The 18550-nt window shown below is 70.1% G+C and carries 25 protein-coding genes; 10 read left to right on the top strand and 15 right to left on the bottom strand.

Annotated elements, in window-relative coordinates; all coding sequences use genetic code 11:
• Positions 1 to 15: 15 nt before the first annotated feature.
• Complete coding sequence (locus BLR46_RS07060) at positions 16 to 294, top strand: hypothetical protein (RefSeq protein WP_093250375.1); 279 nt, start codon at positions 16 to 18, stop codon at positions 292 to 294.
• 3 nt (positions 295 to 297) lie between these two features.
• Here the strand turns inward: BLR46_RS07060 and BLR46_RS07065 are convergent, their stop codons facing one another.
• Entirely contained in the window at positions 298 to 654 is a 357-nt protein-coding gene (locus BLR46_RS07065) for a YchJ family protein (RefSeq protein ID WP_093250380.1), read from the bottom strand.
• Between the two features lie 103 nt (positions 655 to 757).
• Between BLR46_RS07065 and BLR46_RS07070 the strand changes: the two genes are divergently transcribed.
• A complete protein-coding gene (locus BLR46_RS07070; protein WP_093250382.1) occupies positions 758 to 1339 on the top strand; it encodes a GNAT family N-acetyltransferase in 582 nt (193 codons plus the stop codon).
• Between the two features lies 1 nt (position 1340).
• Here BLR46_RS07070 and BLR46_RS07075 read toward each other — a convergent pair whose 3' ends face one another.
• From BLR46_RS07075 to BLR46_RS07100, 6 genes are all read right to left on the bottom strand, one after another.
• Positions 1341 to 1943, bottom strand: a complete 603-nt coding sequence (locus BLR46_RS07075; RefSeq protein ID WP_093250384.1) for a hypothetical protein — start codon at positions 1941 to 1943, stop codon at positions 1341 to 1343.
• Positions 1944 to 2030: 87 nt separating this feature from the next.
• The gene (locus tag BLR46_RS07080; RefSeq protein ID WP_093250386.1) at positions 2031 to 3059 is read right to left on the bottom strand and encodes an NAD(P)H-binding protein; all 1029 of its coding nucleotides are present in this window, start codon (positions 3057 to 3059) and stop codon (positions 2031 to 2033) included.
• 5 nt (positions 3060 to 3064) lie between these two features.
• Positions 3065 to 3787 carry a CPBP family intramembrane glutamic endopeptidase gene (locus tag BLR46_RS07085; protein ID WP_093250387.1) on the bottom strand — a complete coding sequence of 241 codons (723 nt, stop codon included), beginning with the start codon at positions 3785 to 3787 and terminating at the stop codon, positions 3065 to 3067.
• An 81-nt stretch (positions 3788 to 3868) separates the two neighbouring features.
• Positions 3869 to 4519 carry an NAD(P)-dependent oxidoreductase gene (locus tag BLR46_RS07090; protein WP_093250390.1) on the bottom strand — a complete coding sequence of 217 codons (651 nt, stop codon included), beginning with the start codon at positions 4517 to 4519 and terminating at the stop codon, positions 3869 to 3871.
• 32 nt (positions 4520 to 4551) lie between these two features.
• On the bottom strand, positions 4552 to 5115 hold the full coding sequence (locus BLR46_RS07095) for a GNAT family N-acetyltransferase (RefSeq protein WP_093250393.1): 564 nt from the start codon (positions 5113 to 5115) through the stop codon (positions 4552 to 4554).
• Positions 5112 to 5306 carry a hypothetical protein gene (locus BLR46_RS07100; RefSeq protein ID WP_093250394.1) on the bottom strand — a complete coding sequence of 65 codons (195 nt, stop codon included), beginning with the start codon at positions 5304 to 5306 and terminating at the stop codon, positions 5112 to 5114. Before BLR46_RS07100 ends, BLR46_RS07095 begins: the two co-directional genes overlap by 4 nt.
• Before the next feature lie 134 nt (positions 5307 to 5440).
• On the opposite strand from BLR46_RS07100, the gene arfB reads away from it, so the two are divergent.
• Positions 5441 to 5881 carry an alternative ribosome rescue aminoacyl-tRNA hydrolase ArfB gene (gene arfB, locus BLR46_RS07105; RefSeq protein ID WP_093250397.1) on the top strand — a complete coding sequence of 147 codons (441 nt, stop codon included), beginning with the start codon at positions 5441 to 5443 and terminating at the stop codon, positions 5879 to 5881.
• Here the strand turns inward: arfB and BLR46_RS07110 are convergent.
• The 5 genes from BLR46_RS07110 to BLR46_RS07125 all read right to left on the bottom strand — a co-directional run bounded on the left by BLR46_RS07110 (position 5847) and on the right by BLR46_RS07125 (position 8510).
• Positions 5847 to 6290, bottom strand: coding sequence for a VOC family protein (locus BLR46_RS07110; RefSeq protein WP_093250401.1), 444 nt, complete (start codon positions 6288 to 6290; stop codon positions 5847 to 5849). The genes arfB and BLR46_RS07110 overlap by 35 nt on opposite strands.
• 10 nt (positions 6291 to 6300) lie before the next feature.
• Positions 6301 to 6477 (bottom strand): VOC family protein, encoded by a 177-nt coding sequence (locus BLR46_RS15580; RefSeq protein ID WP_425441381.1) that lies wholly within the window; start codon positions 6475 to 6477, stop codon positions 6301 to 6303.
• Between the two features lie 35 nt (positions 6478 to 6512).
• Positions 6513 to 6737 carry a VOC family protein gene (locus tag BLR46_RS15585; protein ID WP_425441382.1) on the bottom strand — a complete coding sequence of 75 codons (225 nt, stop codon included), beginning with the start codon at positions 6735 to 6737 and terminating at the stop codon, positions 6513 to 6515.
• A 37-nt stretch (positions 6738 to 6774) separates the two neighbouring features.
• Positions 6775 to 7848: a redox-regulated ATPase YchF gene (ychF, locus tag BLR46_RS07120; RefSeq protein WP_093250402.1), complete on the bottom strand. Its 1074-nt coding sequence runs from the start codon at positions 7846 to 7848 to the stop codon at positions 6775 to 6777.
• A gap of 98 nt (positions 7849 to 7946) precedes the next feature.
• Complete coding sequence (locus BLR46_RS07125) at positions 7947 to 8510, bottom strand: GNAT family N-acetyltransferase (protein ID WP_093250403.1); 564 nt, start codon at positions 8508 to 8510, stop codon at positions 7947 to 7949.
• Positions 8511 to 8656: 146 nt separating this feature from the next.
• On the opposite strand from BLR46_RS07125, the gene BLR46_RS07130 reads away from it, so the two are divergent.
• The 4 genes from BLR46_RS07130 to BLR46_RS07145 are packed head-to-tail and all read left to right on the top strand — an operon-like array spanning position 8657 to position 12391.
• Positions 8657 to 9562, top strand: a complete 906-nt coding sequence (locus BLR46_RS07130; protein ID WP_093250404.1) for a siderophore ABC transporter substrate-binding protein — start codon at positions 8657 to 8659, stop codon at positions 9560 to 9562.
• Entirely contained in the window at positions 9559 to 10569 is a 1011-nt protein-coding gene (locus BLR46_RS07135; protein ID WP_093250405.1) for an ABC transporter permease, read from the top strand. The genes BLR46_RS07130 and BLR46_RS07135 overlap by 4 nt, the downstream gene beginning before the upstream one ends.
• Entirely contained in the window at positions 10566 to 11543 is a 978-nt protein-coding gene (locus BLR46_RS07140) for an iron chelate uptake ABC transporter family permease subunit (protein ID WP_093250406.1), read from the top strand. Before BLR46_RS07135 ends, BLR46_RS07140 begins: the two co-directional genes overlap by 4 nt.
• Positions 11540 to 12391 (top strand): iron ABC transporter ATP-binding protein, encoded by an 852-nt coding sequence (locus BLR46_RS07145; RefSeq protein ID WP_093250407.1) that lies wholly within the window; start codon positions 11540 to 11542, stop codon positions 12389 to 12391. The genes BLR46_RS07140 and BLR46_RS07145 overlap by 4 nt, the downstream gene beginning before the upstream one ends.
• A 3-nt stretch (positions 12392 to 12394) precedes the next feature.
• Here the strand turns inward: BLR46_RS07145 and BLR46_RS07150 are convergent, their stop codons facing one another.
• Entirely contained in the window at positions 12395 to 13642 is a 1248-nt protein-coding gene (locus tag BLR46_RS07150; protein WP_093250410.1) for a M18 family aminopeptidase, read from the bottom strand.
• A gap of 73 nt (positions 13643 to 13715) precedes the next feature.
• On the opposite strand from BLR46_RS07150, the gene BLR46_RS07155 reads away from it, so the two are divergent.
• From BLR46_RS07155 to BLR46_RS07165, 3 genes are read left to right on the top strand one after another with little or no spacing between them, the layout of a single operon-like run.
• Complete coding sequence (locus BLR46_RS07155) at positions 13716 to 15245, top strand: DNA recombination protein RmuC (RefSeq protein WP_093250412.1); 1530 nt, start codon at positions 13716 to 13718, stop codon at positions 15243 to 15245.
• A complete protein-coding gene (gene ilvA / locus BLR46_RS07160; protein ID WP_093250415.1) occupies positions 15242 to 16504 on the top strand; it encodes a threonine ammonia-lyase IlvA in 1263 nt (420 codons plus the stop codon). The genes BLR46_RS07155 and ilvA overlap by 4 nt, the downstream gene beginning before the upstream one ends.
• Before the next feature lie 57 nt (positions 16505 to 16561).
• Positions 16562 to 17026: an SRPBCC family protein gene (locus BLR46_RS07165; protein WP_093250416.1), complete on the top strand. Its 465-nt coding sequence runs from the start codon at positions 16562 to 16564 to the stop codon at positions 17024 to 17026.
• A 1-nt stretch (position 17027) separates the two neighbouring features.
• Here the strand turns inward: BLR46_RS07165 and BLR46_RS07170 are convergent, their stop codons facing one another.
• Positions 17028 to 17444 (bottom strand): VOC family protein, encoded by a 417-nt coding sequence (locus tag BLR46_RS07170; protein WP_176761693.1) that lies wholly within the window; start codon positions 17442 to 17444, stop codon positions 17028 to 17030.
• 106 nt (positions 17445 to 17550) lie between these two features.
• A complete protein-coding gene (locus BLR46_RS07175) occupies positions 17551 to 18516 on the bottom strand; it encodes a 4-hydroxy-3-methylbut-2-enyl diphosphate reductase (RefSeq protein ID WP_093250419.1) in 966 nt (321 codons plus the stop codon).
• Between the last annotated feature and the right edge of the window lie 34 nt (positions 18517 to 18550).

The raw sequence follows: 18550 nt of genomic DNA on the forward strand, positions 1-18550 counted from the left end.
TACGAGGAGGCACCGATGAGCCAGGACCAGTTCCGCGACGACGACAAGACCACCCTCGACGACGTCAGCACCGCTCCCCTGCCCGGCGTGAAGGCGGAGGACCCGGACACCGGCGTCGCCGACCCGCACCGCTCCGACGATGAGGTGGAGGACGAGCTGGAGTCCCGCCCCGACGTGGACTCCGGCGACGGCGTGGTGCCCGAGCCGGGCGAGACCCGGGACGACACCGACCCGGCCGACGACGTCGGCGAGGTCCCCTTCACCCCCTTCCACCCCGCGCGCGAGGACCTCTGAGACTCACTCCGCGTCGAGGTAGAACCACCGGCCCGCGCGGCGCTCGAACCGGGAGCGCTCGTGCAGGTCGCCGTCCGCGTTGCGGGCGATGAACTCGACCACGCCCGTCGTCTCGTACTCGCCGCCGGCCACCACGTCGAGGATCTCCAACCCCAGCCACCCCGCGCCGGTGTCGATCGGGCCGTCCGGTCGGGTCCGCGGGTGCCAGGTGCGCCACAGGTGGTCGGCGTTGCCGGTGGCGAACGCGCTGTAGCGGGAGCGCATCGTCGCCTCGGCCGTGGGCGGCAGCGCGGCGGCGGAGAGGTACGGGCCGCAGCAGCGCTCGAGATCCGGGTTGCCACACGGGCACGGCGTCGTCATCTTTCCTCCTGGCTCCGCGTCATGGAGGCTCACGCTACCCCTGTTCGGGAGGGCTGCGGCGTGTGAGACTGGAGCCACCTGAAGGACTGTGGGAGGCGCCATCATGGCTTGGGCCACGCATCCGGTCACGCCGGACCGGTTCGAGGACTTCGCCGACGTGATCAACCCGAATCGCCGCGCGAACCACTGCTGGTGCGTGTCGCCGCGGCTCGCCGCACGGGACGTCGCGGAACTCGGGGGCGGCGACCGTGAGGCCGCGATGCGCGCCCTCTGCACAAGTGAGCACCCGCCGGGTGTCGTCACCTACCTCGACGGGGTGCCCGTCGGCTGGTGCAACGTCGGGCCACGCGACGAGATCCCCAGGCTGGTGCACTCCCGGGTGATCCGGCCGATCGACGATGTGCCCGTGTGGAGCATCGTCTGCGTCGTCGTCCGCGGCGGCTACCGCCGCAAGGGCGTCACCGCGCACCTCATCGAGGGTGCCGCCGACTACGCCGCGTCGCACGGCGCTCCCGCGATCGAGGCGTATCCGGTGGAACCGTCCGGGCGGATGGACGTGACCAGCGCCTTCGTGGGCACGCGGGCCATGTTCGAACGGGCCGGTTTCACGGTGGTCGCCACCACGGAGGCGACGTCCGGCAAACTGCCCCGGATCGTGATGCGGCGCAGTCTCGCGCCGCGGTGACTCAGCGGCCCGCGACGAGGAGGTGGTGGGAGACGAGTGCGCGGGCGGCGAGTGCGGCGAACTCCTCGACGCCGATGGGTCGGCGCTCCTCCACCCGGTACACCTCGCGGTCCTCGTGGTACGCGTCCGCTACCGCGGGATGGTCACGCAGGACTCGAACGATCGGGTCGGCATCCTCGTCGATGTCCAGGTCGAGGTACGGCTTCACCTCGTCGCCCAACCCGATCTCCCACGCGTCGTCGCGCTCGAGCCAGATGTGCTCTGCCAGTTCCAGGGGGCTCACGGGGTCCACCGCGAAGTCGCCGAGGTAGCTGACCTGCCGCCATTGCGCCGGTCCGGCGGCGACCGCCGTGGCCACCCCGGGCACGTGCGACATCTCCGCGAGTCGGTACGAAGCCCTGTTCGACGGTGTCGACGGCGTCGGCGCCGCGCTCGCCGACGGCTTCCCCGACCGACGGGCGCGCACTATCCCGGTTGCGTTGGCGACGAGGAGAACCAGCCCTATCCAGAACCACGTCCCGCGGTCGTCCCAGTGGAGCACCACGAGCGCCAGCGACGCCACCAGCGCCACCGCTCGCATGACGGGGGAACGCGTGAATCCCATGGCGCGCACGCTACCGCACGGGCGACCGCCACTCGCCGGATCGGCCCGGAGCGGGTCCCAGAGATTCCCACGGGGCAGGGCGGTGGGTCAGCCGCGCAGCCGCTTGCCCGCCAGCCACGCGGTGGCGACGATGCCGCCGACCAGGCCTGCCACCGCACCGACGTACTGCAACGCGTGGTCCTCCGGCGCGTGCTCCATCGCGGAGCGCACCGCGTCGTCGAAGCCCGTGGGGCCGCCGGCGGGTTCGGGGACGTAGTCGTTGATGTCGTGCTCGCGGCAGACCACCTCGTGGACGAGGCTGCCGATGAGCGGCTTGGCCACGCCCGGGTCGAGGGGCGTCACGAGCCCGATCCAGTAGCTGGCCAGGCGCGGTGTCAGCACGGGCACCGTGACGATGATCCGCTTGCGCAGGCCTGTGACCGCGGCGAACCGCTTGAGCATGTCCGCGTACGTGAGGACCTCGGGGCCGCCGATGTCGAAGGTGCGGTTCACGTCGGCGGGCAGGTCGGCGGCGCCGACGAGGTAGTGCAGCACGTCGTCGATGGCGATCGGCTGGATGCGGTTCTTGAGCCACTTCGGCGCGACCATGGCGGGCAGCCGTTCGGCGAGGTAGCGGAGCATGTCGAACGACACGGAACCGAGCCCGATGACCACGGCCGCCTGCAGCACCGCGGTGGGGACTCCGGAGCGCAGGAGGATGTCGCCCACCTCGACCCGGGACGCCAAGTGGGGTGAGAGCTCCCCGTCGGGGTGGAGCCCGCTGAGGTAGACGATCCGCTGGACCCCGGCTTCGCGGGCGGCATCGCCGAAGGTCTTGGCGACCTCGCGGTCGCGCTCCGCGAAGTCGTCGGCCTGCCCCATCGAGTGGATCAGGTAGTAGGCGACATCGACCCCGTCGAGCGCGCGGCGGAGGTCGTCGGCGGAGCGGGCGTCGCCCTCGGAGACGTCGACGGAGGTACCCCAGTCCTCCTTGGCGACGGAATCACGGTGGCGGGTGAGGACCCGGACGTTCCATCCGGCGTCCAGAAGCCGCTTCACGAGGAGCCCGCCGATGTAGCCGGTGGCGCCGGTGACCAGGGCCGTGCGGGCGGACTCGGAGGTGGTGGGTTCGGTCATGGTGGTTACCTCGATATCTGGAGGACGACGGGCAGGAGGAGGAGCATCCCGGTGGACCAGGTGATGTGGGTGATGATGGGCGCGAGCACGCCGCCCGTGACCCGTCTCTGGAGGGCGGTGACGAGGCCGATGATGAGGGCGGCGAGGACCAGGAGCGGCACCCCGGAGCCGATCGTGGTGAGGGTGTAGAGGACGGTGGTGGCCACGACGGCGTGGGCGGCCGGCAGGGCGGCGTAGAGGGCACCGCGGAAGTAGAGCTCCTCCACGATGCCGTTGAGGATCGTGATCACGAGCACGATCCCGAGGGCGCCGAAGCGGGCGTGGTCCAGGAGGTCCTCGACGGGTCGGCGCAGCACCGGCACCTGGGCGACGGCGACGGCGCCCGCGAGGAAGATCGCGGTCAGGAGCAGGCCGAGCGCGAACGGCTGGAGGATCGGGTGGGCGATGCCCCCGGCCCTGGTGTGGGCGCGGCCTAAGCGGAGCGGCCCCGACAGCAGTGCGCCGATCGCCCAGATGGCCGCGAGCCCGAGCGCGGCGGGGTAGAACCGCTCGTCGCCGGGTTCGATCCGAAGGGTGGCCGCGAGCGCGACCGTGCCGGCGACGTAACACAGCGCCGCGACGATGCGGCGGCGCCGCAGCACCGCGGGCGGATCGGCGCGCTCCTCCCTCACCGGTTTGACGAGGGAGGCGCGCAGGAAGGCTCGGAGCTCCGTGATGGGCCCGGTCACGGGGCCCCCGAACCCTTGGCGTGGCGCATGCTGGCCAGTCTGCCACGGGCCGGGGTTGAGGCCCCGCGTCGGAGCGACGGTTCAGTAGGCGACGGTGAAGCGCTCGCCGCGGTGGGCGGGCGTCTCGATCTCGTCGACGAACGCGAGCGCGAAGTCGGCGCCCGAGATGAAGGACTGACCCTCCTCGTCGGTGAGCAGCACGTCGCCGCCGGTGCGGTAGGTGCCGCGGGCCTCGCCGGGCGCGAAGGCGCCGAAGCCGCCGGCGGGGCTCACGAAGAACCAGTCGAGGCCCCCGCCCTCCTCGCGCAGCGCCTCGAGGACCCGCTCCATCTCGCGGGGCTCGTCCTTGTACTCCTCCGGGAATTCGGGGGTGTCCATGAGCTTCGGGCCGCCCTCGGCGACGAGCAGCGAGCCGGCGCCGCCGACCACGCCGAGGCGCGCGCCCTGCTCGCGGGCAATGCGGGCCACCGTGCGGGCGTTGTCGCGCAGGGTGCCGGCGGGCGCCATGTCGCCGCGCGGCGAGAGGGCCGAGACGACCACGTCGGCGCCCTCGATGACTTCGCGCAGCAGGGTCTCGTCGCGGACGTCTCCGGTCCGGTACTCGACGCCGGCCAGCTCCACCGTCGGGGCGTTGCGGCTGACGGGGACGACCTGGTGGCCGCGGCGGACGGCCTCCTTGGCGATGTGGCTGCCGGCGTAACCCGTCCCCCCGAGGATGACGATGCGTGACATGGCTGTTCCTTTCCAACGTGCTTGTTGAAAGTTTAACCTCTTGGCGGGAATGGCCCTTCACCGGCCCGCCGTCGGCGGAACAGCAGCGTCTCGGTGTCGTAGTACGCGCGCGTGAGCCCGACCCGGTCCATGCCGATGCGCTCGGCGACGGCGTGCGACGGGAAGTTGTCCGGGTGCGCCACCGCGACCACCTCATCGACGCCGGCCCCGAGCACCGCGTCCAGCACCGCCCCCGCGGCCTCGGTGATGTAGCCGTGGCCGCAGTGTTCGGGCGCCTGCCGCCATCCGATCTCGAGGTCGACGGCCTCGCCGCCACCCGACGGCGGGATCGGCTTGACCATGATGAGCCCGACGGGGGTGCCCGCCGCCCGGCCGTCGACGGCGTCGCGAAGTTCGGCGACCGTGAAGCCCTGGACGGGGTGCTCGGCGAGCGTCATGAAGCGCTCGAGGTGGCGGCGCGCGGTCGCCTCGTCGGGCGTCACCGCCGAAGGGATGAAGCGCGCGAGGTCCGGGTGCTGGTGCACGCGGAAGACGAAGCGGAGGTCACCCTCGTCGAACGCCCGGAGGTTGAGGCGCTCGGTCCGCAGCGGGATCATCGTCGGAGGGTCCGGTACAGGATCCCGGCGCCGATCGCGACGGTGATGAGGCCCAGCCCGCCGAGGCCCGGGGAGTCGTCGGCCTGGCCCGCGAAGACGACGAAACCGCCGAACAGGACGAGGTAGGCGCCCGCCACCAAGGCCAGAACACGCCAGATGCGTGCCGAGCGGGCGGGCTCGGAACCGGGCATGCCACCTCCATCGATTCGGGTGCCTGGCTCCCGATTCTACGAGCGCCGGTGCGACGCGGCGGGGACCGAACCACAGCAGCATCCAACGTTGCGCTTGGCGACAGGCCCGGCTCCCTCCGGGCAGACTTGATTGCGTGAAGGACCTGCACGTACCGCCCGGGCCCGGCGCGCCGGCCGGCCTCACCGTCCCGGACGGCGAGTTGGTGGAGCAGTTCTCCCGCGCGTCCGGGCCCGGTGGGCAGGGCGTGAACACCACCGATTCACGCGTGCAGCTCAGTCTCGACCTGGGCACGACGACCGCGCTCGACGAAACGCAGCGATCGCGGGTGCTGGAACGGCTCGCCGGAAGGCTCGCGGGCACGGTGCTCACCATCAGCGCCGAGGAGCACCGGTCACAGCGACAGAACCGGCTCGCCGCCCGGCAGCGCCTCGCGGAAGTGCTCCGCGACGCCGTGGCCCCGCCGGTGATTCGCCGGCCCACGCGGCCGACGCGCGCCTCCCGCCGGCGGAGGCTGGAGGCCAAGCGTCGGACTTCCGAGCTCAAGCAGGGGCGCCGCGCGCCGCGTCCCGAGTAGGAGCCGCGGGCTCCGGTTCGTATCCGACGAGCCAGTGCAGCCCGAAGCGGTCGACCACCTGGCCGTCGCTCGCGCCCCACGGGCGCTCCTGCAGCTCGTCGACGACCTGACCGCCGTCGCTCAGCCGGTCGAACCAGGCGTGCATCGTCGACGGCTCGGCCGTCTGCAGCAGCGCGAGCACCAGGCCCTCGCTGCGCAGCGAGGCCTCCCCCGGTGCTGCGTCGGAGGCGAACAGCGAGACCGGCCCACGCGTCAGGTAGCCGTGGGCGACCGCGTCGGCGGGGCCGTCCTCGCGCCCGAATTCGGCGTAGGTGTGCAGTTCCAGCTCGCCGCCGAACACGTCGCGGTAGAAGGAGAGCGCCTCGCGGGCGTTGCCGGGAAAGTACACGTACGGGGCGGGAGCGGTCATGACCCGCAGACTACGTCGCGCGGAGGTCCTGGGCGAGCATCACGATGATGCCGCTGGGTCCGCGCACGTACGTCAGCCGGTACGCGTCCTCGTAGGTGGCGACGCCGCGGAGCGGGTGGCAGCCGTGCCGGGCGGCGGTGGCGAGGGCCTCGTCGAGGTCGTCCACGGAGAAGGCGACGCGGTGCATGCCCAACTCATTGGGGAGTGTGGGCGCGGTCTCGATCACCTCGGGTGGAGGTACTCGAACAGCTCGAGCCGGCCGTGCCCGTCCGGCGTCTCGAGCATCGCCAGCTTGACGTGGTTGCCGTCCAGCCCGACGGCGGTGTCGGCCCACTCGCCGCTCACGGTGTCGCGGCCGAGCACCGTGAGCCCCAGGTCGGTGAAGAACGCGATGGCCTCCTCGAGGTCGCGGACCGCGATGCCGACGTTCTCCAGCTTGATCGTCATGGCGTCAGGCTACGCCCGACCGCCGCCGCGGGCTCGCTCAGACGTTGAAGCGGAACTCCACCACGTCGCCGTCGGCCATCACGTAGTCCTTGCCCTCGAGGCGCATCTTGCCGGCGGCCTTGACCGCCGCCTCGGAGCCGTGGGCGACCAGGTCGTCGAAGCTCATCACCTCGGCCTTGATGAAGCCCTTCTGGAAGTCGGTGTGGATCACGCCTGCCGCCTCGGGCGCGGTGGCACCCTTCGGGATCGTCCAGCCGCGCGCCTCCTTGGGGCCGGCGGTCAGGTAGCTCTGCAGGCCGAGGGTGTCGTAGCCGACGCGGGCCAGTACGTCGAGGCCCGGCTCCTCCACGCCCATCTCCGCGAGGAACGCGCGCGCCTCGTCCTCCTCCATCTCGACGAGCTCGGCCTCGAACTTCGCGTCGAGGAAGATCGCCTCGCTCGGGGCGACGATGTCGCGCATGCGCTGCTTGAGGTCCTCGTCGCCGAGCTCGTCCTGGTCGCAGTTGAAGACGTAGATGTAGGGCTTGGCGGTGAGCAGGTGGAGGTCGTACAGGAGCTCCAGGTCGAGGCCGGCATTGCGGACACCCTGTCCGGACTCGAGCACGTCCTTGGCCGCCTGGACCGCCTGCAGCTTCGGCATGACGTCCTTCTTGATCCGCGCCTCCTTCTCGATGCGCGGCAGTGCCTTCTCAACGGTCTGGAGGTCGGCCATGATCAACTCGGTGGTGATGGTGTCGATGTCGTTCGCCGGATCCACCTTGCCGTCGACGTGGGTGACGTCCTCGTCCTCGAACACGCGCGTCACCTGACAGATCGCGTCGGCCTCACGGATGTTGGCGAGGAAGGCGTTGCCCATGCCCTCGCCCTGGCTGGCACCCTTCACGATTCCGGCGATGTCGACGAAGCTCACGGTGGCGGGCACGATGCGCTGGGAGCCGTAGATCTCCGCGAGCTTCTGCAGCCGCGGGTCCGGCACCCCGACCACGCCGACGTTCGGCTCGATCGTCGCGAACGGGTAGTTCGCGGCGAGCACGTCGTTGCGGGTCAGTGCGTTGAAGAGGGTCGACTTGCCGGCGTTGGGGAGGCCGACGATTCCAATAGTGAGTGCCACGCCGAGCAAGTCTAGTGCCCAGCGCCGAAATCCCCGCCCCGGCGACAGATGCCCGGATTACGGAGTGCGCTCGCTGCCACAGAGGCTCCCCAGGAGGGCTATGTGCCGGAATCCTCACCCCGGAGATCCGCACCATGGAGCCGGAACTCGTACACGGGATCCCGATGCACCCGCTGCCCCACCTTGAACTCGGTGTAGCCGGTGTGCCGCCAGCCGTGCTTCTCGTAGAAGCGCATGGCCCGGAAGTTCTCGTAGTTCACGTTCAGCCACAGCCCCGTCGAACCCCGGGCGGCCGCCGTCGCCGCGGCGGCGTCGAGGAGCCGCTTCGCCACGCCGCTCCCGTGCGCATCCGGGCGGACGTAGCACTTTGAGAGGAACGAGGCCGGGGCGGCGGTCACTCCGAACTCCGGCGAAGGCCTCGCGCCCTCGCCGTGGAAGACGAGCGCGTAGCCGACCAGCCCGTCGCCGTCGCAGACCAGCACGTCGGCGTCCGGGTCCGCCAGGTGGGCGGCGAAGTGGGACTCGGTGAGGTGCCCCTCGCTGTAGTCGCGGATGTCGTCCTCGCCCATGTCCGCGGGGCAGGCCAGCGGGAAGGTGGCGCTCGCCAGCTCCGCGACCGCAGCCGCCTCGTCGGGTCTCGCCGGACGCACGTGGCACTCCATGGCCCACTCCTTACCACGACGGTCTCCGCCGCCGCCCTCGGGGTCGCACTGTCTCAAGATTTAGAGCAGTTTTGCCTCACTTAAATCTCTGGGTTAGGCTCACCTAAGTCGCGCGACATTCGACACCATCTAACCGAAAGACCCTGATGAAGCTACAGCGACTCCTCGGAGTACTCGCCGCCGGTCTCATGACGCTCACCGCGTGTGGCCAGAACGTCGAAACCCCCGCCGCCGGCAACGAGGGCGAAGAATCCATCGACAGCATCGTCGTCCTCGAGTTCGGCGCCCTCGACACGCTGCAGGCGCTCGGCGTCAGCGACAAGGTCGTCGGCATCCCCAAGGGCGGGGTCGTGCCGGAGTCCCTCTCCGAGTTCGCCGACGACAAGTACGCCGACGTGGGCACCATGCAGGAGCCCAACATCGAGAAGATCGCCGAGTTGGACCCCGACCTCGTGATCGCCGGGTTCCGCAACCAGTCGCTGGTGCCGGAGCTGCAGAAGAACTTCAACGTGCTCGACGTCACCTACGACCAGAACAAGCCCTTCGTCGAGGGCGCCTCCGAGGCCGCCACCAAGATCGGCGAGGCACTCGGCATGGCCGATGAGGTCGAGGAGCGACTGGCCGGCTTCCGCGAGCAGGTCGAGGAGGCCAAGGCGGAGGTACCCGAGGGCGCCACGGCACTCGTCGTGATGAGCTCCGGCGGCAAGCTGAGCGCCCTTGCGCCCGCCGGCCGCTACTCGCTCATCTACAACGACCTCGGATTCACCCCGGCCATCCCCGACGTGAACCCCGACTCGCACGGCGACCCGATCTCCTTCGAGGGCATCCAGAAGGCCAACCCCGACTACCTGTTCGTGCTGGACCGCGACGCGGCCATCGGCCAGGAGGGCGGCGAGGCCGCCGAGCAGATCCTCGACAACGCGCTGGTCCACGAGACCACCGCCTGGCAGGAGGACCAGGTCGTCTACCTCGACGGCGCCCGCTGGTACATCATGATCCACGGCCTCGACAACGTCGAGAAGATGCTCGAGGACGTGACCGAGAAGCTATGACCACCGCCGCCACGGCGCCCACCAAGCGACGAGCCGCCGACCAGCCCGCCAGCTGGGTCGGCGGCCTTGTCGCGTTGTTGGTGCTGGCCGTGGTGAGCCTCTTCGTCGGTGTCCAGGACCTGTCGGTACGCGACCTGTTTTCCGGGCTCAGCGAGGGGCAGCAGCTGGTCCTCATGGTCTCCCGCATCCCCCGGACGGTCGCGGTGCTGCTCGCGGGGGCCTCGCTCGCCATGGCGGGGCTGCTGATGCAACTGCTCGTCCGCAACCGCTACGTCGAGCCGTCCACAGTCGGCACTACCGAGTCCGCGAGCGTCGGCGTGCTCGTCATGACGCTGTTCTTCCCGGGCTCCCCCGTCCCGGTGAAGATGCTCGTCGCCGTGGTCACCGCGCTGCTCGGCACGTGGCTGTTCATCCGCATCATCCGGTCGCTGCCCCCGAAGGCGCCCGTCGTCGCCGTCCCGCTGGTGGGCATCATGCTCTCCGGCGTCATCGCCGCCGGCACCACCTACGTCGCCTACGCCAACGACCTGCTGCAGGCGCTCAACACGTGGATGGCGGGCGACTTCGCGGGTGTCCTCGCCGGCCGCTATGAGCTGCTGTGGCTGCTCGCGGTCGTCGGCGCCGTGGTGTGGGTCTTCGCCGACCGTTTCACCGTCGCCTCCCTCGGCAAGGACATGGCCACCGGGCTGGGCCTGAACTACAAGCAGACCGTCAACCTCGGCCTCGCGCTCGTCGCCGTGGCGAGCGGGATCACGCTGGTCGTGGTGGGCGCCATCCCGTTCGTCGGCCTGATCGTTCCCAACCTCATCAGCATGTGGCTCGGCGACAACCTGCGCCGCAACATCGGCTGGAGCGCGCTGTTCGGCGCCGGCTTCGTGCTGGTCTGCGACCTCCTCGCCCGCACCATCAACTTCCCGTACGAGGTCCCGGTCGGCACCATCTCGGGCGTGCTCGGCGGCGTCGTGTTCCTCTTCCTCCTGCTCTCGGGAAGGATGCCGACGCGATGAGCACCACCCTCGCCGAACTGCAGCGGACCGCGTCGCCGACGCTGCGGCTGCGCGTCGTCGGTGCCGCGCTCGCGCTGGCGGCCGTGGCCTTCCTGACGCTTGGGGTGAGCGGCAACGTCGCCTTCGTGATGGAGTTGCGCCTGCCGAAGGTGCTCGGCATGGTGCTGGTGGGCTGGGCGACGGGCGTCGCCACCGTCCCGTTCCAGACCGTCACGCACAACCGCCTGCTGACCCCGTCGATCATGGGCCTCGACGCGCTGTACGTCTTCCTGCAGACCCTGCTCGTGCTGGTGCTCGGCGTCGGCGTGGCCGCCACGCTGGGCGCGGTCGGGATGTTCGGGATCAACGTGGGCCTGCTGATGCTCGGCACCGTCGGCCTCATCACGGTCCTGTTCGGCCGGAAGCGCCGCTCGGTGCACGTGCTGGTGCTCGCGGGGCTGGTGCTGGGCGCGGTGCTGCGTTCGGCGTCGACGCTGCTGCAGCGCATCCTCGACCCCACCACGTACCTCGTCCTCCAGGGCAACCTGTTTGCGTCGTTCACGCTGATCAGCCCGCAGTTGCTGTGGGTGTCCGTCGGGGTGATCGCGATCGTGTCTGTGTGGCTGCTGCGGCAGTCCGCCACGCTCGACGTGATGCTGCTCGGCCACGACGCCGCGGTGTCGCTGGGGGTCGACTACTCGTCGTTCGTCCGCAAGGTGATCCTCGCCTCGACCCTGCTGATCGCGGTGTCGACGGCGCTCGTCGGCCCCATCACGTTCTTGGGGCTGATCGTCGCGGCGCTCGCGCACCTCGTGGTGGGCACCTCCAAGCACCGCCACGTCATGCCCATGGCCGGCATGCTTGGTGCGCTCCTCCTGGTCGGCGGCCAGGCAATCCTCGAGCACGGCCTCGGCATGGCCACCGTGCTCAGCGTCATCATCGAGTTCGTTGGTGGCATCGTCTTCATCTGGCTCGTTGTTAGGAGCAGCAAGTGATCAAGGTTTCCGGCGTCACGAAGCGGTACGGCAAGTCCGTGGTCGTCGACGGGGTCTCCCTCGAGCTCGCCTCGGGCGGCATCACCGCGATCGTGGGCGCGAACGGCGCCGGCAAGTCGACGCTGCTGTCGATGATCGCGCGGCTGCTCGGCTCCGACGCCGGCACCATCAGCGTCGGCGGCCTGGACGTCACCAACACCGACTCCCGCGAGCTCGCCCGCGAGCTGGCGATCCTGCGCCAGTCCAACGACGTGCCGTCGCGGATCACGGTGCACGACCTCGTGAGCTTCGGCCGGTTCCCCCACAACGGCGGCCGGATGAGCGCCCACGACCGCGAGGTCATCGACCAGGCCATCGAGTGGATGGACCTCACCGCGTTGCGCGACCGGTTCCTCGACGAGATGTCCGGCGGCCAGCGGCAGCGCGCCTTCGTCGCGATGGTGCTCGCGCAGGACACCCGCTACCTGCTCCTCGACGAGCCGCTCAACAACCTTGACGTCGCCCACTCGCAGGGGATGCTCATGACGCTGCGCCGCGCGGCCGACGAGCTGGGCAAGACCGTCGTCATCGTCGTCCACGACATCAACTACGCCTCCTGTTGGGCGGACCAGATCGTCGCCATGAAGGACGGCCGCGTGGTGGAGGTCGGCACCCCGCACCAGATCGTGCGGGCCGAGCTGCTGCGCGACGTGTTCGACGTCGACATGGAGATCGGCGAGTGCGCCGGCTGTCCCATCGCCTACTTCTACATGCCGGCGATGGGCGCGGCCAACGAGATGCGCGCGGTGGCGACGGCGGGCAGCAAGGTCGGGGCGTTCACCGCCGCCCAGCAGCGCCGCTCGGCCTGACGGTCACGCCCAGAAGGCGGCGCAGGCCTTCGCCAGGTACTCAGGGTCCTCCACGCCGACGAGCTCGCGGGCGGAGTGCATCGACAGCAGCCCAACGCCGACGTCCACCGTCGTGATCCCCAGCCGCGTGGCGGTGATGGGGCCGATCGTCGAGCCGCACGGCACCGCGTTGTTGCTGACGAACGGCTGCGTCGGCACCTCGGCCTTCTCGCACGCGTCGAGCCAGATGGCGGTGCCGACGGCGTCGGTCGCGTAGCGCTGCTGGGCGTTGATCTTCACCAGCGGCCCCTTGTTCGGCAGAGGCCGCACGACGGGGTCGTGGTGGTTGGGGTAGTTGGGGTGGACGACGTGGCCGGTGTCGGCGGAGACGCAGGCCGACCGTCGCAGCCAGGCGCGCGTCGCGTCGACGCCGAGCCCGTAGCCGGCGGCGATCCGCAGCAGCACGTCCTCGAGGATGGGGCCCGCGGCGCCGGACGTCGTGGCCGAGCCGACCTCCTCGTGGTCGAACGCGGCGAAGACGGCGACGTGGTCCCCCACCTCCGCCTGCTCCATGGCGACGAGCGCGGCGTGGGTGCAGGCGAGGTTGTCCAGCCGCGCGGAGGCGAGGAACTCGTCGCGCAGCCCGATGACCTCCGGGCGCTGGGTGTCGAAGGTGTAGAGGTCGTGGAAGGCGATGTCCTCGCGCTCGATGTCCGCGACGTCGGCGAGGTGGTCCATCAGCCCGCCGCCGGGCAGCAGCGACAGGACCGGCTGCAGGTGCTGCTGCTTGTCGAGCTTGAGACCCTCGTTGACCTGCCGGTCGAGGTGGATCGCGAGCTGCGGGATGCGGCACACGGGGCCGGTCTTCACCAGGTGCTCGGCGCCGTCGCGGGTCACGATGCGGCCGGCGATGCCGAGGTCGCGGTCGAGCCAGGAGTTGAGCAGCGGCCCACCGTAAACCTCGACGCCGAGCTGCGTCCAGCCGGCGCTGGTCAGGTGGTCGCCCGGCTTGACCTTGAACGCCGGCGAGTCCGTGTGCGTGCCGACGATGCGCGCGCCCGATCCTGCGCCGAGCGTCTCCGGGGCGATCCACGCGATGACGGCGCCGTGCCGGACGACGAAGCGCTTGCCGGTGGCCGTGTCCCACTCGGCCGTCTCGTCGAGGCGTGTGAAACCTGCGGCCGACAGGCGGGCGGCGATGGACGCGGCGGCGTGGTAGGACGTGGGCGAGGCGACGACGAAGTCGGCCAGATCAGCGATGTGGGCCTGCATGCGGCTCACCCTATCGCGCGCCCCTCGGGGTGGCCGACGAGGAATTGTCGGAGCCCCCTGAAAGGATGGACGCATGGAGATCCTCATCGCCCTGATCGCGCTCGTCATCGGTGCCGGCGCCGGGTACCTCGTCGCCCGGCGGCTCGCCACGGCGACGGACGAGAGCAAGCTGAACGACGCCCGCCTCGACGCGTCGACGGCCCGCGCTGACGCCAGCCGGGCGCGGGAGGAGGCCGCGGTCGCGAAGTCCGAGGTCGCCCAGCACCTCGCCGAGAAGGCCGACCTCCGCTCCGCCGTGGCGGAAGCCCATAGCCGGGTCGCTGAGGCCCAGAGCCAGGTGTCGGAGGCACGCAGCGCCACCGCGCTGGCGGAGGCGCAGGTGGCCAAGGCCTGCGCGGAGCGCGACGCCGCCATCCAGCGCGCGAAGGAGATCGCCGCGGACCGGGAGACGCTGCTCAACCAGTTCAAGGTGCTCTCCACCGAGTCGCTCGAGCACCAGGGCAAGAAGGCCGACGAGACCGCCGAGGCCCGGCTGAGGGCCACCGAGCAGATCGTCAGCCCGCTCACCGAGTCCTTGAAGGAGATGCAGCGCCGCATCACCGACATGGAGAAGGAGCGCGCCCAGATGGCAGCGGAGATGAAGGAGCAGATCACCTCCATGCGCCTCTCCGGCGAGACGCTGCGCAAGGAGACGCTCAGCCTGTCCAACGCGCTGCGCACCCCGCAGGTGCGGGGATCGTGGGGCGAGCAGAGCCTGCGGCGCATGGTGGAGATCTCCGGCCTGACCGCCCGAGTCGACTTCGACGAGCAGGTGTCCGGCACCAGCGCCGACGGCGACCGCCAGCGCCCCGACATGCGGATCCGCATGGCAGGCAACAAGGTGGTCTTCGTCGACTCCAAGGTGCCGCTGGCCGCCGTCCTCGACGCCTACAACACCGAGGACGAGTCGGTACAGGCGCAGCACCTCGCCCGCTTCGCGCGCCACGTCCGCAAGCACGTCGACGACCTGTCGAGCAAGAACTACTGGGCTCTCGACGCCGGGTCGCCCGAGTTCGTCGTGCTGTACCTGGGGTCCGACGAGTTCTACCGGCTCGCGCAGGAGCACATGCCGGACCTGCACGACTACGCCGCGCGGAAGAACGTGATGCTCGCGTCCCCGGGCATCCTCATCCCGATGCTGCACATCGTCGCCCACGGCTGGACCCAGGCGTCGCTGGCCGAGTCCGCAGCTCGGGTCGTGAAGCTCGGCAAGGAGTTGCACGAGCGGCTCGCGACCATGGGCGGCCACTTCGACAAGATGGGCCGCTCCCTGACCGGTGCCGTCAAGGCGTACAACCAGGGCATCTCCAGCCTGGAGCGCCGGGTGATGGTGTCGGCGCGCCGCTTCGCGGAGCTCGAGGTGACGAAGGACGAGCTGTCCGAGCTCGAGACGCTCGAGGTCGCCCCCAACACCCCGGCCGTGCCGGAGATGATCGAGCACCAGCAGCGGCAGCTCGAGTGGCAACAGGAAGCGACGTTGCTCGATGAGTTCGCCGAGGCGGACGACGTCGACGTGGCCACCCCTCGCGCCATCCGGCAGCGGACTGGCACCATGGACGGGTGATTGAAGAGCTAGCAGCCGCGATCCCCAGCGCCGTCGCCCGCCTCGACGGGGTGGTCGAGCACACGCCGGTGCAGTACAACGCCCGGCTCTCCGCCGCCACCGGCAGCGAGATCTGGCTGAAGCGCGAGGACCTGCAGCCCGTCCGCTCCTACAAGCTCCGCGGCGCGTACAACCTGATCGCCCAACTCTCCCACGAGGAGAAGGAGGCCGGCGTGGTCTGCGCCTCGGCCGGCAACCACGCCCAGGGCGTCGCCTTCAGCTGCGCCCAGTTGGGCATCCAGGCGACGATCTTCGTCCCCCACACCACGCCGCGGCAGAAGCGCGAGCGGATCCTCGCCGTCGGGCAGGGGCAGGTGGACCTCGTGCTCGCCGGCTCCACCTACGACGAGGCCAGCGACGCGGCCAAGGAGTTCGCGGCCGAGGAGGGCAAGGTCCTGGTCCCCGCGTTCGACGACCCACGCACCATCGCGGGCCAGGCGACGTGCATCGTCGAGGCGGTCGGCCAGCTGGGGCTCGTCCCCGACATCGTCGTGCTGCCCGTCGGCGGCGGCGGCCTGCTCGCCGGTTGCGCCGCGTGGCTGCGCGCCCAGCACCCCGAGGTGCGGATCATCGGCGTCGAGCCCGAGGGGGCGCCCTGCGTCGCCGCCGCGGTCTCCGCCGGGCGGCCCGTCGCCCTCACCGACATCGACACCTTCGTCGACGGCGCCGCCGTGTCGCGGGTCGGCGACCTGCCGTTCGAGGCGGTCCTGGAGGCCAAGCCGGAACTGTTCCGCGTACCCGAGGGGCAGGTGTGTTCCGAGATGCTCGCGATGTACCAGACCGACGGCATCATCGCCGAACCCGCGGGAGCCCTTGCGGCGGCCGCGCTCCCCACCGGCGGCGTCGGGGCGCGCCTGCACATCCCGGCCGGCTCACGGGTGCTGGTGCTGCTCTCCGGCGGCAACAACGACGTCGCCCGCTACTCCGAGGTGGTGGAGCGTTCGCTGATCCACGAGGGGCGCAAGCGCTACTTCATGGTGAGCTTCCCCCAGCAGCCCGGCGCCCTGCGCCGCTTCCTCGACGACGTGCTCGGCCCGGACGACGACATCACCTACTTCGAGTACGTGAAGCGCAGCTCGCGGGAGACCGGCCCCGCTGTTGTGGGAGTCGAGCTGGGCAACCCCAACGACTACCGCTTCCTCGTCGCCCGCATCGCCGACGTGGGCATGGAGGTCGAGGAGATCATGTACGGGTCGCCGCTCTTCCGGTTCCTGCTTTAGCGCTCCGGGCGAACATCCGATACCCCGTGGGGGCCACGGCGCTCTAGGCTCACGGTCATGCCACTGATCAGCATCCATGAAGGGGAGATCAAGCTCGACTGGCGCATCGATGCGCCGCGAGCACGGGTCTGGCAATGCATCACCGATCCCGACCTGCTCAGCCAATGGCTGGGCGTACTGGTTGAGGGAATCATCGCGCCGGGCTCCACCTTCGTGGTCGACCACGGGGACGAGTACTGCTGCCGATCGGTGGTCGAGTCCTACGCCGAACCAAACAAGCTGGGATTCACTTGGCACTTCGCCGACGAGCCGCCCTCCCGGGTCGGACTCGGACTCGAAGAGGCAGAGGGTGCCACCGAATTGCGCCTCAGCCACCGTGCGCTCGGTGACCTCGCCGAGTCATATGTCGACGGCTGGTGCACCCACCTGAGCTATCTGGAGGCCGCCGCCCTGGGCACCCCTTTGCCAGCCTCGATGTTCTGGCGGCTGCACGGGACCATCGCACAACTGCGGAACCGTTGAGTCATGGCATCGGTGATGTTGGGTCGGTGAGTTCAACCGTTCGCCCATCCGGGTCCAAGACGACGAACGACCAGTAACCCACCCAAAAGGGCTCGGCTCGGAGCGACTCGACTCCCGCTTCCCTGAGCCGATCGACGGCAACGCGAAAGTCGACGGGCGGCAACGCGATCGACACCGATCTGACCTGTTCTGTGTCCGGTGCGCCAGGAAGTTGGCCTTGGGCCCAGCCGGGTTGGTGAGCCCATCCGTTCGGGCGCGCGGGCGATGGGGCTCTCCGGAAGGAGATTTGGACGCAGCCATGCACGAACGCAACGTCATCGGGCTCGTCCCAGATCAACTCCAGCCCTACGAGGTCGCGGTAGAAGTTGCGGGTGGCAGCCACGTCGCTGCAGTACTCGTAGGCGAACCACGTGATCACGACCCTCACGGTATCGCGAGATACCTGCCCAAGGTCTGATTTCCTCGCCTACGTAGGCGGGGGAATCAGACCCAACACAGGTGAACGCCCTGCGCGCCCATCGCTGTCAGTGGTTGATGGCGCGGCGGAGGTCCTTGCGGAGCTCCGGCGGGAGCGCGAAGTGGAGGGTCTCCTCCGTGAGTCGCTCCTCCTCGGCCTTCGGGTAGCCCTTCGACTCGAGGAACTCCAGCACCCCGTTGACCAGGCGGTCGGGGACGGAGGCACCGCTGGTGACGCCCACCACGTCGGCGTTCTCGAGCCACTCGTCCTGGATCTCGGTGTAGTTGTCCACCCGGTAGGCGGCCTTGGCGCCCGACTCGAGGGCGACCTCGACCAGCCGCACGGTGTTGGATGAGTTGCGGGAACCGACGACGATCATCAGGTCGACGCCGTGGCCGGCGATCTGCTTGACCGCCTCCTGCCGGTTCTGCGTCGCGTAGCAGATGTCGTCCGACGGCGGGTCCTGCAGCTGCGGGAAGCGCTCGCGCAGGCGGCGGACCGTCTCCATGGTCTCGTCGACCGACAAGGTGGTCTGCGAGAGCCAGGCGACGTTGGCGTCGGCGGGGAGGTCCAGCTTGTCGACGTCGTCGGGGTGCTCCACGAGGATCGTGTGCTCCGGGGCCTCGCCCATGGTGCCCTCGACCTCCTCGTGGCCGGCGTGGCCGATGAGCAGGATCGTGAGGTCCTCCTTGGCGAACCGCTTGGCCTCGTGGTGCACCTTGGTCACCAGCGGGCAGGTGGCGTCGATGGTCCGCAGCTGCCTGACACCCGCCTGGGCGTGCACGGCGGGCGAGACGCCGTGGGCGGAGAACACGACGGTCTCGCCCTCGGGGACCTCGTCGAGCTCGTCGACGAACACCGCGCCGCGCTCCTCGAGGTTCTCCACGACGTGCCGGTTGTGCACGATCTCCTTGCGCACGTAGACGGGGCGTTCGTAGAGGTCGAGCGCCTTCTCGACCGTGATGACTGCACGGTCGACGCCGGCGCAGTAGCCGCGGGGGGCTGCGAGGATTACACGCTTGGTGGCAGACATATGTCCCAGTCTACGTGGTCGCGCTCGGTAGGCT

This window comes from Tessaracoccus oleiagri, assembly GCF_900103275.1.
Taxonomy (GTDB): Bacteria; Actinomycetota; Actinomycetes; order Propionibacteriales; family Propionibacteriaceae; genus Arachnia; species Arachnia oleiagri.